This window comes from Marinobacter algicola DG893 (genome assembly GCF_000170835.1).
In the GTDB taxonomy this organism is placed as follows: domain Bacteria; phylum Pseudomonadota; class Gammaproteobacteria; order Pseudomonadales; family Oleiphilaceae; genus Marinobacter; species Marinobacter algicola.
On record NZ_ABCP01000036.1, the window covers coordinates 20,215 to 34,181 of the forward strand.

The window sequence follows — 13,967 nt, forward strand, 5'->3', positions numbered from 1 at the left end:
CCCTTCCCTATCCCGCCTATCGTAACAGTCTGTAACAAATTCATAAGTCCGCTGCGCTGGTTAGGCTGTCCCCTGCGGCTACACAACGACTGAGACCGGCCTGAAGCCGGCATAACAACAACGATCGGGGCCACCATGACACGTCGAAACGCCTGCAAGCGCCTGGAGAGATTCAAGCCTGCCCTGTGCAGGTTTTTTACCCTGAGCCTGACCGCCAGCCTGTCGTTACCGGTAATGGCTGACTTCCGTCCACTGGATGACAGCAGTCTGGGCAACGTTACCGGCCAGACCGGTGTCACCATCGAAATGGAAACGAAGATTGAGATGGACCGCCTGAGCTGGACCGATGAAGGCTCACTGAACGTCAACGGTATTCGTCTTTCAGGGCACAACGATACAGTGCTGGACAACCTCAAGCTGACGCTGGACATTGCCGGCCAGGATGAGGTGCTTGAATACGGCTTCTCCGAGATCGCTCGCCGCGCCAACGCTGGCCTTCTGGATGTTTCCAATCCGGACGTGGCCGATGCCCTTGCCCGTTACGCCGTGGGTGGGGGTTACGGTAAACAGTTCGACAGCGGTGACCTGGTGATTCACCTGGGGGCCACAGATTACGGCAACCCCGCCAGTCTCGACGATTACCTGCAGGCCGTGGATTTCGAACTGGCCGTAGACAGTATTGAAGCGACGGGCTCCGGTGGTACAGCCAGCCTGTTCTCCAACGTCATGCTACAGGGTTATATCGGCCCAACTGATCTGGTAATTCGCAACCAGGGTAACAACACCCGGACGCTGGCCAATGGCAACGTGGTGTCGGGCTCGGAACTGCAACTGGATACCCATTTCGAGATTACCGACGGTAGCCTGGACTGGGACGCTGCCGACGTGATCCTGCTGTTCAACTTTGCCGCCGTCGGTATTGAAGGACTGCAGATCCACAACCGCCGGGGCGATGACACCCTTGGCCACTTCGGGATGGCGAGCGCCACTGCAAAGCTTTCCCGGGGCACCAGTGCCGCGTCTGGCAAGGAAGGCCTTTCCATCCATGAGGTGGACTTCCGGGCAGACATCGATATGCCGGTGTTCAAAGTCGGTGGCACCAGCATCGGTTCGGTGCAGTTCACGGATTTTGCCATTAAAAACACCACTATGATGGTGTATGGCCACTAGCAGGACACTGGACAAGCCCCCCGCCACCAACAGTAAACTGCCCGTCTCTTAACGGCGGGCAGTCCATGACCAATATCCCGGATCAAGATTATCAGCAGCGCGCGTCCTGGCGCAGGCTTACTGTTTTCAGCCTGATATTTATCGCCATGACCGCCGCCGGACTTTACGCAGTGTACGACCAGTTTGCCGGTCGCAGCGTCACCTTCGATCAACGACTGGTCTCACCCCAGGCGCTTGTTTCCATCTTTGCCTTGCTGGTTGTTTACTTTGCGGCCGACGGACTGCGGCTTCACTTCACCCTTCGGGCACTGGGGCACCGTTTGCCCTTCCCGGCGATTTTCCGCCTGGTGTTCATTAACCTGTTCTTCTCCAACGTGACGCCCATGGCCACCGGGGGCGGCTTCGCGCAGATCTGGTACCTCCAGCGGCACGGGGTCCCCGTGGGCCGCGCCACCGCCGCCACCACCATTCGCACCGTGATTGCGGTGATCTTTATCTTTTCTCTGACTCCCATATTCCTGCTGACGCTGGATGCCCTGGATAACCAGCCCCTGGTCGGCGAACTGGGGCCGGTGCTCGCCGTGTTGATTGCCCTGTATCTCGGTTTTTTCATGGTGGTGCTGTTCCGTACCCGATGGCTGATTGCGCCGTTGGGCCGGCTTTTAAGCACGCTGCACCGGTTTCACCTGATTGGTGAACGCCGTCATCAGCGCTGGCAGTTCAAGGCCAAGCGGGAGATGCTGCGCTTTTCCCACAGCTTCGGAGATTACCTTAACGGCCCGAAGCGGTTCGTCGCGCTATCGGTGCTATTTACCTTCGTGTTCCTACTCAGTCTGTTCAGTTTTCCGGCGCTGCTGATCTCGGCACTGGATTACGAGGTAGACTATCTGGTGAGCACCGGCTTGCTGGTGGTCACCACCTTTGTGATGTACTTTTCACCCACACCCGGTGCATCTGGCATTTCGGAAGGGGTGTTCGGCAGCTTCTTCCGGGACATTCTCACCGCCAACCACCTGGTACTGGTGACCATTAGCTGGCGATTCATCACCATCTATCTCGGCATGTTGGCAGGCCTGGTGATAATGCAGCGGGAACTGGTGAGAAACAGGAAGGTATCCCAATGACACGACGTCACCCGTTAAAAGTGCTGTTCTACATCAGCCTGACGATTGTTGTGTTGCTGATCGGGTACAAGGCCTACCTGAACCTGTTTGAGCCGGATTTCGAGGCCCTGCATACGGAACAGGTTGCCCGTATCAATGACATGCTCTCTGATGACGGCGGTTTCAGTTTTGCGGTTGTGGGCAATATCAACAATTCCGTGGGTGTTTTCGAGGAACGCATGATACCGGCGCTCAACCAGTCCGGCGTGTATTTTATGGTGTCCGCCGGTAACGCGGTGAGTGGCGGCGGGGAAGACAAGTACCGGGCTATCCAGGGCTCGCTGACCCACCTGGACATTCCCTACCTGCTGACCTTCGGTGAAAACGAGTACGAGAACTTTGGCAGTTACCGGTTTTACGACCACTTCGGCCCTCACTTCTTCAGCATCAAGGCCGGCGGCGCCCGGCTGATTTTCCTCGACAGCACCGGCAAGACGCCCTGGCAATGGCAGATCCGCTGGCTGAATGACCTGCTAAGCCAGGAGCCCAACCGGCTGCGCTTTCTCTTCATCGGTCACCCCCTGCTCCACCCGGATCAGGAAGCCCCTTTCGAGCAGGATGATGACTTCCTGCAACCCCCGGAATTTCGAAGCGCCCTGATGGACGCCATCGACCGCCATGATGTGGATATGGTGTTCTCAGCAAACCTGTCGCTGTATGCCGATCAGGTCGAGGGTGATACACGCTTCATCACCACCGGTGGCGCCGGCGGACTGGTTCTCAACAACGACACCAGCTTCTACCACTACGTTCGGGTGGATGTGAGTGACGATGGTCAGATCAGCCATTCCCTGGTGCGGCTTCAGGCCAGGCAACATCCCGTGCTGAGCACCCTGGAATCCCTGTGGTTCTTTATCTACTCGCTGTTCTATGTGGGCTACATCAACTTCATTCTGCTGGTGGCAGTGTTCGTGCTGATCAGCACCAAGCTGTACACCGCCATTTTCGTGGCGAAGGACTACTACCCGGATTATGACCTGGACCCCCAGCCCTGGCTGTCAAAACCCTTGCGGGTCGCCATGTTCACCAACAACTACCTGCCGTTCATTGGCGGCGTGCCCATTTCCATCGCACGCCTGCGCAAAGGCCTGGAGGCCCTGGGCGATATCATCCTGATCGTGAGCCCCCGCTATCGGGACCAGCCACAGGAGGAGACCAACGTGGTGCGGGTGCCGTCTCTGCTAGCCATGGGGGAGAAGCGGGAGTTTCGCCTTGCCAATATCTTCCTGGCGAGAATCCGGAAACAGGTGAGAGCGTTCAAACCCGACATCATCCACCTTCACCACCCCATCTGGCTGGGATCGCTGGGGCTGTTTGTGGCACGACGCCTGAAGGTGCCGGCGGTATACACCTACCATACCCGCCTTGAGCACTACGCCCACTTCGTGCCGCTGCCAGGCAATCTGTTCCGCAACCTGATCTCCCACGAGCTGATCAAGCGCTTCGCGAACAAATGCGACGGCGTGATCGTGCCCACATACTCTACCGAGGAATACCTGCGGATGATCGGCGTGAAAAGCCCCACGTTCGTGCAGCCAACAGGCATTGAGTACCAGAGGTTCCAGGAAGTGGACGACAGCGACGTTCGCAAGTTGCGGGGCTCCCTGGGCATCGGCGATGAAACCGTCTTTGTCAGCGTCTCGCGACTGTCCAATGAGAAGAACATCGATTTCATGATCGATGCCATTGAAGCGCTTCGCCGTCGCACCGACCGCCCTTTCCGGTTCCTGATGATTGGCGAAGGGCACCAGCATGAACGGCTGCAGCAGCGCATTGATGAACTGGGGCTTCAGGATTGCTTTACGCTCGTCGGCTCCATTCCGCCGGACGAAATGGCCACCTGGTATCACCTGGGCGATGCCTTCCTGTTCGCCTCTAAATCGGAAACCCAGGGCATGGTGATCCTGGAAGCCATGGCTGCCGGGTTGCCGGTGGTGGCGGTGCGTTCCAGTGGCATAGAGGATGTGGTTCGTCACGGCTATAACGGCTTCAAGACGCCGGAGAAACAGGACCAGTGGTGCGACCACGTGCAGCAGTTGCTGGAGGACGACGCTCTGCGCCAGGAACTGGCCGACCACGCACTGGCATTCGCGGCGGACTATTCCGTCGAGCAGTTCGCCCGGGATATGCGGGAAATCTACGCCCTGACACTGGCTCGATCCGCGTCCCGCTGAGCGACCCATCGCGCCGCTTTTAACATCGGAGATGATCGGTTTAGACTGGAAAAGCGTACTTTGAAGGACCTTTTTCGATTCGGAGACTGACAGTGACAGGCATTCCCGTTGGCATCAGCACCTGCCTGCTGGGCAAGGAAGTCCGCCACGACGGCGGCCACAAGCATTCCCGCTTCTGCACCCAGGTGCTTTCCCGCCATTTCGAGTTTCGTTCCATCTGCCCCGAGCTGGAAGCAGGCCTTGGTGTACCCCGGCCCGCCATTCACCTGCGGGAATACCACGACGGGCTGAAGCTGATCGAAACCAAAGGCACGGCGGACCATACAGATGCCATGCAGGGATTTATCGACCAGGTTCTACCGACCCTCGGGGATCTGCGGGGCTACATCCTGATGGCCAAATCACCGAGCTGCGGTATGGAGCGCATCAAGGTGCATAATAAAGATGGCAACGTTACGCGCCGCGATGGCCGGGGACTGTTTGCCGAGGCACTGATTCGTCGCTACCCGCTAATGCCGGTGGAAGAAGAGGGCCGCCTGAATGACGACATGCTGCGGGAAAACTTTATAGAGCGGGTATTTGCCTACGATGACTGGATGCAGAACGTGGCTGGCGACAACCTCACCGCCCGTGCACTGATCGAGTTCCACACCCGCCACAAGTTCCAGCTACTGGCTCATTCCGAGAAAATCTATCGGCAGTTGGGGCCGATGCTCGGCGACCTGAAATCAGAACCGTTGCAAGACATTGCTGACCGATACATCGCGTCGTTCATGGAAGCAATGACCCAACGGGTCAGCCGGGGCTCCCATGTTAATGCCATGCAGCACCTGATGGGCTATCTGCGGGATTCCATGGCAGACGAAGACCGACAGGTACTGATGGAGCAGATAGACGCTTACCACCGGGGCGAGGTACCCCTGGTGGTGCCCATGACCCTGCTGCGGATGGCCCAGCGGCGGGAGCCGGTGGACTATCTCAGCAGCCAGAAATACCTGACCCCCTACCCGGATGAGCTGGGCCTCAGGAATCGGGTATAACGCCTGGTCAAAATCCGTAGAGCAGTGACAGTGAAACCTGGGTGTCGGTGTCATCGGCGCCTTCCGGCTCGTCTGACACATGCTGAACCAGATACGCAGCCTTCATGGAGAGGTTACCCACAACGGTTGCCTGTATGGAGGTTTCAGACTCGCTAATGGTGTTGTTCTCCGACAGGCCGATTTCGGTACTCAGCTTCTGACGAAACAGTGCCGTATCCGACAAAGCGTAATCGAACTTGCCTGCCAGCCGGGCGATGGCTTCTTCTTCCTCCTGATTACCGTCTGGTTCCGGTTCCTCCAGCCTGTTAAACCGGTAACCGCCACCGACGGAGAGGTCCAGGAAAGAGCGCTTGCCACGCTGCCAAACGCGGTTACCGTAACCGGTGGTCAGCGAAGACTGAAAGTCGTATCCGGAAAAACGGTCGTCTTCATACGCTCCGCGTACGAACAGGTACTGGCTGCCCTCAAACTTGTAATCAGACTGTACTTCAGCACTGTATTTTTCGGCCGTTGTGGTGTCATCCGTTTCGGAATAGGTTGAACGGAAATCACCGGTATTCCGCCACTCGGCCACCTCGTGTTTCAGCCCGAGACGGCCGTTGACATTGGTTTCCTCCGTGTTGCCGGAGGTAATCAGCACACCGACTTCCCCTTCGCCTTCCCAGTCATCAAACTCTTGGCCGAAGACCATAGGCGATGCCGCCAGTGTGACGACCGCCAGGGTTGCTCTGAACTGCATGGAATCTCCTTGTTTCCTGTCAGGATTTCGCGCGGCGCTCCCCCATGGCACTTTTGCGGGCCTGCTCCTCACGTTCTGCCTTTTTACGGGCCTTACGCTCCGCAATGAGACGCGCCGCCTCACCGCCCACATGGGTTTCACCCCGTTGTTCCGCCAGTCGCATCTGCCGCTCACGCTCGGCAAAACGGGCTTTCTGCGCCTCCGTCAACGAATCGATGCAACGGTGGCAACTCACGCCCTGCTCGTACTCCGGGCGCTGTTTGTCTTCCTCGGTGATCGGCCGGCGGCAGGCGTGGCACTGATCGAATTCGCCCCGCTCCAGCTTGTGGTTCACCGTGACCCGATCATCAAATACAAAACACTCCCCGCGCCAGAGGCTCTGTGATTCCGGGACTTCTTCGAGATACCTGAGAATGCCGCCCTTCAGGTGATACACCTCATCGAAGCCCTGCTCCTTCAAAAACGCCGTGGACTTTTCACAACGAATACCGCCGGTGCAGAACATGGCCACCTTCTTGTGCTTTGAAGGGTCCAGGTTCTCTTTCACATATTCCGGAAACTCACGGAACGTATCCGTGGCCGGGTTCCTGGCATTTTGGAAAGTCCCAATCTCCACCTCGTACTGGTTGCGAGTATCTACCACCAGTACGTCCGGATCGGAGATGAGATCATTCCATTCTTTCGGGTCCACATAGGTGCCGACGATCCGTTTCGGGTCAATGCCCTCCACACCCATGGTGACGATCTCTTTCTTGAGCTTCACCTTGGTTCGCTTGAAGGGCTGAATGTCTACGAACGATTCTTTGTAATCGATGCCTTCGAACCGCTGATCAGCCTCCAACCAGTCGCGAATGGCATCCACACCTTCACGACTGCCGGCTATGGTGCCGTTAATACCCTCGCGGGCCAGCAACAATGTGCCGTGTACTTCTTTCGCCAACATCAGGTCCAGCAATGGCTGACGAAGGGCTTTGTAATCATTCAGAACTGCGAACTTGTAAAGCGCGCAGACAACAACATCCTGGCTCATGAGTCTGGTTTCTCCTGCGGGCCGGATCGTAAATCCGGAGCATGGCTGATGACCACCAAAGGGCGCGAAGCCGCCATTCTAACGAATGCGGGCAAAGGAAAGTATTACGGAGGGTTACGGGGAAGTCATTAACAATGCCCGGCGCCGCAGTGATCGGCGCCGGGTGATCAGGCGGTGCTCAGAACAGAACAGCAAAACCTACGGAGACGCCCGAAATTTCCGCGCCATCCTTATCGATGTACTGCATGTACTCGCCGTTGACCTGAAAATCCTTGTTGATGTTCAGGTTGGCACCCACGCCGTAGGAGATATCGGACTCAGACTCCGAGTCACTGAAAGAGTTGCCAAACCCGCTCGCGGAGGCCGTCAGCTCACCTTTGGTGACACCAACGATAGCGTAGGGGTATACGGGGCTTTCATTGGGAAGGCCCAGAACCATGTAGCCACCCACCAGGTAATCCAGTTCAAGATCCACGGATACACCGTTAAAACTGGTCGAATCGTCCTTGGCGCCGAAACCGGCACGGAATTCGGCTGCCAGGTACGGGTTGATTTGCGCGCCGGCCTTGCCGACGAGGGCGCCCAGGTCAAAATCTTCGGAAATGCCATCTTCTTCGTAGGTCACGAAGGCGTAGTTGAGGCCCACGTAGCCACCTTCCAGGGAATCCTGTGCAGCCACACCCGAGGCAAAAGAAGCCATTACGGCAAAGGCCGAACCCAAAACAATCTTATTCATCATTACTTGCTCCTTGATGCAGGCCTGCCCCAGAGCCTCAACTTCTTGTGATTATCCGTCTATTTTGAGGGCACGTGAATGATAATTCATTTTGTAGGAAATTCCCCGGCCCCAACCAAAAAAACTCCCGCAGCGCGGGAGTTTTCCAGGGAGAAGCTGTCTCCGCATTATTGCTGGGATCCGGCCAGCTCCCGCTCAACCACCGCCGACAACTGCCCCCATCCGGGGCGTGTCAGGCGGATGTTGTCCACCAACACGGTTGGGGTACTGGTAACGCGGAGCTGCATCGCCACTCGACGGCTCTGCTCGATTTCTTCGACGTGAAGATCTGTGGTCATACACCGGCTGAAACGGCGCTCATCGAGCCCCAGATCGTCAGCGTAGCGGCTAAAGGTATCAACCGGGCTGCTGGAACCGCTCCATTCGGTCTGCATGTCGAATAACTTGTCGTGCATGGCCCAATAACCATCCTGGTCACCGGCGCAGCGAGCGGCCTGTGCTGCTGGCATGGCGTTGTCGTGTTGCTGGAGAGGCAGATCAAAGTACACAAACCGCACCTTGCCGGTCTCCACATACTCCTGTTTCAACTGCTGGCTGGCGTCCGAAAAGCGCGCGCAGGCGGGGCACTGGTAGTCTGCGAACTCCCGCACCACCACGGGTGCGTCTTCGTCACCAACGGAGACGCCGAAGCGGTCCAGTTGGGCAGGAAATGGGTCGGCATTGGGGCCGGCAACCGGCAACTCATCCGAGGTTGGGGCCGGGCTCGCCGTCAGGAAGAAGACGCCCACCGCAACAAAGACAAGAACGATGACACTGATGCCGATGTACAACGACTTACGATCTTTCTTCCTGTTGGGCGGCGGTGCGCCGGTCTCTTTTCTTCTTTTTGCCTCGCCCATGGTAAAGCTCCTTATTGTTTATTCATTCGTGGACATTTTCATGCGGTAATGAGCACGCTAAGATCTTTATACATTACATAAGTTCCAACAAAAATTAAGGAATTCTCATGGCCTTACCTGAATCCCTGAAGACATCGCTGAGCCTCCCGCTGGTGGCGGCGCCCATGTTCCTGATCTCCGGCCCGGAGATGGCATTGGCCTGCTGCAAGCAGGGCATTGTTGGTAGCTTCCCGGCCCTGAACCAGCGCACCAGCGAAGGCTTCGAGGAATGGGTGATTCAGATGAACGAAGGTCTGAAAGACTTCCGGGAAACCCATCCGGACCAGACAGCCGCGCCTTACGCCGTGAACCTCATCGTACATCGCACGAACCCGCGCTGGGAGGCCGATCTGGACCTGTGCGTGAAACACCAGGTGCCCATAGTGATCACTTCCCTGGGAGCCGCCACCAAAGTGACCGAAGCGGTGCACAGTTACGGTGGCCTGGTGTTCCACGATGTGACCAACCAGAAACACGCCCGCAAGGCAGCCGAAGCAGGTGTGGATGGCATTATCGCGGTGTCTGCCGGTGCGGGCGGACACGCCGGCATCATTAACCCATTCGTGCTGGTGCACGAAATCCGCGAGGTGTTCGACGGCGTGATCCTGCTTGCCGGCGGGCTTTCCAAAGGCGAAGATATTCTGGCTGCCCAGGCAATGGGCGCGGATCTGTGCTATCTGGGCACGCGGTTTATCAACACCACCGAATCGCGGGCGGAAGCGGCCTATCAGAGCATGATTATCGAGGCGGTATCCGGCGATATCATCCACACACCGGCGGTGTCCGGGATTCCCGCAAACTTCATGCGCCAAAGCCTGGAGGCGGCAGGCTACCCCATGGACAAGCTGAACCAGGCCGGGGAACTGGACTACGGCGAAAAGCTCAAACCGGTGGACGACGAAGCCAAAGCCTGGAAAACCGTCTGGTCTGCCGGCCAGGGCGTCAGCCAGATCACCGACGTTGTCTCGGTCAGCGATCTGGTCGGGCGAATTGGCAAAGAATACCGGGAAGCCCGCGCACGGCTCCGTGAGTAGAGTAACCGGGCGTACTTACACCCGGAACTGGGATGCCTTGCCCTGCAGGGTTTCCAGCAGTTCCCCGATATGCCCGCTGGCCTGATCTGAGCGCTCGATGGCGCCAACGGTTTCACCGGACAGGCGGGCGATGTCAGTCACATTGACGCTGACTTCACCTGCATTCCTGCCCTGTTCTTCCGCAATCGCCGAAATCTCAAGCGCCCGCTTCTGCAGACTACCCAGCAATTGGTTGATCTGGTCGAAGTGCTCATCGGCGCGGCGGAATTCGGCGGAGGATTCCGCCACCTGACCCGAGACTTGATCAATCACGGTCACGGCCTGGCGGCTGCCCTGCTGAAGTCGGTCAATAATGCCCTGGATTTCCGTGGTGGATTCCTGGGTACGACTGGCCAGGGCACGCACTTCGTCGGCAACGACCGCAAAGCCTCGCCCGGATTCGCCCGCCCTCGCCGCTTCAATGGCAGCGTTAAGCGCCAACAGGTTGGTCTGCTCGGCAATGGCTCCGATCACTGACAGCACGGAATCAATTTCCGTACTCTGGCTGTTGAGTTCATTGACCGCCGCGACAGCCTGCTCCACGTTAGCGACAACCTGATCCAGACGCCCCCTCACATCGCGGGATATCGATGCCGTTGCCTCACTCTCCGCGTTCACATTCTGGACGGAACCGGCTATTTCCTGAACGCTGTCAGCCACCTCGGTAATACTGCCGGACATTGCCGACATGGTGTCCGACACATCGGCCACTTCCTGCTGCTGGCGATTGACAGCCGAGACCGCATCACGACTGATCCGACCCTGTTCTCTGGCTCGCTCAGCGGCCGATTCGGCAGAAGACTTCACATCTGACACCAACTCCTGGATGCGGGCGATGAACTGATTCATGCCCCGAGCCATTTCCGTCAGTTCGTCCCGGCCCTTGAGAGACACCCGGCGGGTCAGATCCGCCTCGCCATCGGCAATCCCCCAGATCGCGGAGCTCAACCGCAGCACCCGTGGTAACAGGCCGCCGCCAAGGACGGCCGCAACCAGTATGATCAGGACTACAACGGAGCCAATGACCAGGAATGACAGATTGGAGGACAGACTGTCAGCCTCACGGCCCAGTGCTTCAACGGTGCTATCAATACGCGCCTGTGTGTCTTCACCCATGATGGCAAGCTGTTGCTGCAGGCGCTGGTTAACCTCGCCAGTCTCAGCCTCCAGCGTCTGGCGCAGGGCCTCGATACTACCGGCGATGGTCTCACTGAATTCCTCTTCCAGGGCCGCCAGGTCACGGTTGATCCCTTCCAGTGAGAGCCCCATTTTCAGTTGACCAATCGCCGTGCCCTGGGGTTTGATGTCGGCGGTGATAATGACCACGTTAGGGTCTCGGCTTGCCGCATCCAGGACTTTATTTGCCGCTCCACGGCCTTCCCCCTGCTCCATTAAGGTGCGCACGCGATCATCGGTGCGATCAACATAACGGGTCAGCCTTTCCCCGTACTGATCGTAATAGACCGCAAAAAGAACCGACTCCCGGGCATCCGCCAGCTCAATGAGATCCGTCAACCGCGGCACGTCTCGATCCCAGATCAGCGGCGCGGCAACCGCGGCCAGCACCTCCGCCAGCCCCTGAGCTTCCGACATGACCGCTGATCGAACGTTGTTCGCCACCCGCTCCTGCTGAGCCGTCTGCTGGCGCGTCAATTCACCCGCCAACTCCTCCGTGGTCCTCTGTTGCATGAGCTGCAGGCGATTTCGGACGTCTTCACGGGTGTCACCAAACGACTCACTGACGTCGCGGCTACTGGCCTCAAGAGCGGAACCGGCGGTACCCACCAGGCTATCCACCTGATTGGAGATCAGCCACTGGCTCATGACCACCTGCACGATGCCGGCAACGATCAGAATCAGGAAAACAGGTCTCAGCAAGCGGCTGGTTACCAGCGCCTTCAGAAAACGAGAGGTCATACGGGCTCCGTCAACACGTGTGATTCACACATCCCGGCGGCAGGATTTGGCCTGCCCCGACAAGCTTATGATTGACTATAGAGCAAAAGCCGGACCACGGAGTGGCGTGTTCGTGTACAGATTTTGTAACGACCCGGTGAAATTCTTTGAAATTGGGAATCCGGCAGACGAATCCCATTTGCAACACGGGGACTCGTTTGTGAACTTTCGTGCCCAATTGGCGTAAGCTCCCAGACACATGAATGAAAACGGGTGAAAAAATGCTGGGATTCCTGAAGGGTGATCCAAAGAAGAAACTGCAGAAGGAATACGAAGCCAAGCTTCAGAAGGCGCTGCATGCCCAACGCAATGGTGACTTACGTACCCATGGCACGTTGATGGAGGAAGCGGAGAAGATTTATGCGGAGTTGCAGAAGCTGGACAAGGAGTAGCGTTTTAAGCTTGGCGGATGGGGCGGCTGGCACACCTTGTGACTATGCTTCGCCTAAAAATTGCCTCAGTTGACGATTAAGACGATCGACTTCACGTCGCATCTCCTGGACCTCGTCGAGAAGCTCAAGAGACATGGCCAACCCCGGTAGATTCATCTTCAGATCACGCTGCAAACGCTGGGCCTTTCGCAAGCGGGCGAGGGCCTCCAGATCAAATTGCCACTGGCGCGCTTCCGGGGATTCCTCTACCGGGGCGATCACACCGTAGCTCACCAGTTTAATAACAAACTCGGCATGGCACTCCCCGCGTTCGCAGATTTCCCGCAAGGTGAATGTAGCGGTTGGTTCCACCAGTTCGACGCTTAGGATATGGTCTTTGTCAGTCATCCTTCATCCCCCGCTTACACATGCAGCTTGCTGCGTGGATTGAACCCTTTTTCGGCCTCGGCCAACTGCTTGTATAGTTCCTCGGCTTTTTCGCTGTGCTGCTCAGGCATCACGATCTGCAATACCACTAGCTGGTCGCCAGGATGCTTACCTGGCAGGCCCTTGCCTTTAAGCCGCAGCTTGCGACCGCTGGAAGAGCCCTTAGGCACCTTCACGTTCACCTTCGAGCCCACAGTCGGAACCGTGACCGAAGCGCCAAGAGCCGCCTCCCAGGGTGTGATGGGAACCGTCACCATTATATCCCGCCCTTCGACCGTAAAGTGAGGGTGCGGTGCGTATTCCACCTCGATAAACAGATCACCGTTCTCCGCACCGCCCATGCCGGGAGCGCCCTGGCCTTTCAGGCGGATGTGCTGCCCTTCTTTCATGCCAGCGGGGATCTTCACATTGAGGGTTTTCTGGCGCGGCACTACGCGGCCATTGGCATCGGTATCCTGAACGTTGAACGACACCTGCTTTTCGCAGCCATGGAAGGCTTCCTCCAGGAACAGCGCGATCCGGGCATGAACGTCTTCACCCCGCATGCGCATGGTGTGGCGCTGGCCACCAAAGCCTGCACCAAAACCAGCACTCGTGCGACGGCCACCCCCGAAGATTTCCTCAAAGAAGTCGCTGAACTGGGCCGCATCGGCTTCGGTGTAGCCACCACCCCCAAAGCCGGACGCACTCCGCCATCCGGGAGGCGGCTGGAACGATCCATCTTTCCGGGCGCCGTACTTCTTCAGCTCGTCGTATTCGGCCCGCTTCTCAGGATCTTTCAGTACTTCGTAGGCCTCGCCGATGTCCTTGAACTTGTCAGAGGCATTCTCCTCCTTACTGACGTCCGGATGGTATTTCCGGGCCAGTTTGCGGTAGGCCTTCTTGATTTCCTCGGGGGAGGCGGACTCGCTCACACCGAGCACGGCGTAATAGTCTTTGAAGTCCATGCTTTCCCTCACACCTGCTTAGATGGCTGGGCATTTTTCGCCCGATTATTAACTCTATATTTGATGAGTGAGGGGAAATTACAAGGTGGGGGCGTATCAGAATTGATGCGTATCAGTTGTTGGCTATGGGTCTGGGGGGGTTAATCCGGATATCTAGCCTGTGGGTGTTGCGGGTAGCGCAAA

The 13,967-nt window shown here is 57.6% G+C and carries 13 protein-coding genes; 6 read left to right on the plus strand and 7 right to left on the minus strand.

Features of this window, described 5'->3' with window-relative positions; genetic code table 11:
- Positions 1 to 135 precede the first annotated feature (135 nt).
- From MDG893_RS16475 to MDG893_RS16490, 4 genes are all read left to right on the plus strand, one after another.
- Positions 136 to 1,170 (plus strand): DUF6160 family protein, encoded by a 1,035-nt coding sequence (locus tag MDG893_RS16475; protein ID WP_007154952.1) that lies wholly within the window; start codon positions 136 to 138, stop codon positions 1,168 to 1,170.
- Positions 1,171 to 1,235: 65 nt separating this feature from the next.
- Positions 1,236 to 2,294 carry a lysylphosphatidylglycerol synthase transmembrane domain-containing protein gene (locus MDG893_RS16480; protein ID WP_007154953.1) on the plus strand — a complete coding sequence of 353 codons (1,059 nt, stop codon included), beginning with the start codon at positions 1,236 to 1,238 and terminating at the stop codon, positions 2,292 to 2,294.
- Positions 2,291 to 4,507, plus strand: a complete 2,217-nt coding sequence (locus MDG893_RS16485) for a glycosyltransferase (RefSeq protein ID WP_007154954.1) — start codon at positions 2,291 to 2,293, stop codon at positions 4,505 to 4,507. The genes MDG893_RS16480 and MDG893_RS16485 overlap by 4 nt, the downstream gene beginning before the upstream one ends.
- Before the next feature lie 92 nt (positions 4,508 to 4,599).
- Positions 4,600 to 5,547 (plus strand): YbgA family protein, encoded by a 948-nt coding sequence (locus tag MDG893_RS16490; RefSeq protein ID WP_007154955.1) that lies wholly within the window; start codon positions 4,600 to 4,602, stop codon positions 5,545 to 5,547.
- Positions 5,548 to 5,554: 7 nt separating this feature from the next.
- On the opposite strand, the gene MDG893_RS16495 is transcribed toward MDG893_RS16490, so the two are convergent.
- The 4 genes from MDG893_RS16495 to MDG893_RS16510 all read right to left on the minus strand — a co-directional run bounded on the left by MDG893_RS16495 (position 5,555) and on the right by MDG893_RS16510 (position 8,951).
- Positions 5,555 to 6,286 carry a DUF481 domain-containing protein gene (locus MDG893_RS16495; RefSeq protein ID WP_007154956.1) on the minus strand — a complete coding sequence of 244 codons (732 nt, stop codon included), beginning with the start codon at positions 6,284 to 6,286 and terminating at the stop codon, positions 5,555 to 5,557.
- Positions 6,287 to 6,305: 19 nt separating this feature from the next.
- Complete coding sequence (trhO, locus tag MDG893_RS16500; RefSeq protein ID WP_007154957.1) at positions 6,306 to 7,316, minus strand: oxygen-dependent tRNA uridine(34) hydroxylase TrhO; 1,011 nt, start codon at positions 7,314 to 7,316, stop codon at positions 6,306 to 6,308.
- 178 nt (positions 7,317 to 7,494) lie between these two features.
- Complete coding sequence (locus MDG893_RS16505; protein ID WP_007154958.1) at positions 7,495 to 8,055, minus strand: porin family protein; 561 nt, start codon at positions 8,053 to 8,055, stop codon at positions 7,495 to 7,497.
- Positions 8,056 to 8,219: 164 nt separating this feature from the next.
- Positions 8,220 to 8,951, minus strand: coding sequence for a DsbA family protein (locus MDG893_RS16510; protein WP_007154959.1), 732 nt, complete (start codon positions 8,949 to 8,951; stop codon positions 8,220 to 8,222).
- Between the two features lie 107 nt (positions 8,952 to 9,058).
- Between MDG893_RS16510 and MDG893_RS16515 the strand changes: the two genes are divergently transcribed.
- Positions 9,059 to 10,024 (plus strand): NAD(P)H-dependent flavin oxidoreductase, encoded by a 966-nt coding sequence (locus MDG893_RS16515; protein ID WP_007154960.1) that lies wholly within the window; start codon positions 9,059 to 9,061, stop codon positions 10,022 to 10,024.
- A gap of 15 nt (positions 10,025 to 10,039) precedes the next feature.
- Here the strand turns inward: MDG893_RS16515 and MDG893_RS16520 are convergent, their stop codons facing one another.
- The gene (locus MDG893_RS16520) at positions 10,040 to 11,980 is read right to left on the minus strand and encodes a methyl-accepting chemotaxis protein (RefSeq protein ID WP_007154961.1); all 1,941 of its coding nucleotides are present in this window, start codon (positions 11,978 to 11,980) and stop codon (positions 10,040 to 10,042) included.
- A gap of 260 nt (positions 11,981 to 12,240) precedes the next feature.
- On the opposite strand from MDG893_RS16520, the gene MDG893_RS16525 reads away from it, so the two are divergent.
- The gene (locus tag MDG893_RS16525; protein WP_157132864.1) at positions 12,241 to 12,411 is read left to right on the plus strand and encodes a DUF6435 family protein; all 171 of its coding nucleotides are present in this window, start codon (positions 12,241 to 12,243) and stop codon (positions 12,409 to 12,411) included.
- Positions 12,412 to 12,453: 42 nt separating this feature from the next.
- On the opposite strand, the gene MDG893_RS16530 is transcribed toward MDG893_RS16525, so the two are convergent.
- A complete protein-coding gene (locus MDG893_RS16530; RefSeq protein ID WP_007154963.1) occupies positions 12,454 to 12,798 on the minus strand; it encodes a chaperone modulator CbpM in 345 nt (114 codons plus the stop codon).
- A 14-nt stretch (positions 12,799 to 12,812) separates the two neighbouring features.
- Entirely contained in the window at positions 12,813 to 13,784 is a 972-nt protein-coding gene (locus MDG893_RS16535; RefSeq protein WP_007154964.1) for a DnaJ C-terminal domain-containing protein, read from the minus strand.
- Positions 13,785 to 13,967 lie beyond the last annotated feature (183 nt).

What these genes read in the sequence shown, in the direction of transcription:
- MDG893_RS16475 (WP_007154952.1), top strand. Translation starts at nt 136, where the DNA reads ATGACACGTCGAAACGCCTGCAAGCGCCTGGAGAGATTCAAGCCTGCC.
- MDG893_RS16480 (WP_007154953.1), top strand. Translation starts at nt 1,236, where the DNA reads ATGACCAATATCCCGGATCAAGATTATCAGCAGCGCGCGTCCTGGCGC.
- MDG893_RS16485 (WP_007154954.1), top strand. Translation starts at nt 2,291, where the DNA reads ATGACACGACGTCACCCGTTAAAAGTGCTGTTCTACATCAGCCTGACG.
- MDG893_RS16495 (WP_007154956.1), bottom strand. Translation starts at nt 6,286, where the DNA reads ATGCAGTTCAGAGCAACCCTGGCGGTCGTCACACTGGCGGCATCGCCT.
- trhO (WP_007154957.1), bottom strand. Translation starts at nt 7,316, where the DNA reads ATGAGCCAGGATGTTGTTGTCTGCGCGCTTTACAAGTTCGCAGTTCTG.
- MDG893_RS16505 (WP_007154958.1), bottom strand. Translation starts at nt 8,055, where the DNA reads ATGATGAATAAGATTGTTTTGGGTTCGGCCTTTGCCGTAATGGCTTCT.
- MDG893_RS16510 (WP_007154959.1), bottom strand. Translation starts at nt 8,951, where the DNA reads ATGGGCGAGGCAAAAAGAAGAAAAGAGACCGGCGCACCGCCGCCCAAC.
- MDG893_RS16515 (WP_007154960.1), top strand. Translation starts at nt 9,059, where the DNA reads ATGGCCTTACCTGAATCCCTGAAGACATCGCTGAGCCTCCCGCTGGTG.
- MDG893_RS16520 (WP_007154961.1), bottom strand. Translation starts at nt 11,980, where the DNA reads ATGACCTCTCGTTTTCTGAAGGCGCTGGTAACCAGCCGCTTGCTGAGA.
- MDG893_RS16525 (WP_157132864.1), top strand. Translation starts at nt 12,241, where the DNA reads ATGCTGGGATTCCTGAAGGGTGATCCAAAGAAGAAACTGCAGAAGGAA.
- MDG893_RS16530 (WP_007154963.1), bottom strand. Translation starts at nt 12,798, where the DNA reads ATGACTGACAAAGACCATATCCTAAGCGTCGAACTGGTGGAACCAACC.
- MDG893_RS16535 (WP_007154964.1), bottom strand. Translation starts at nt 13,784, where the DNA reads ATGGACTTCAAAGACTATTACGCCGTGCTCGGTGTGAGCGAGTCCGCC.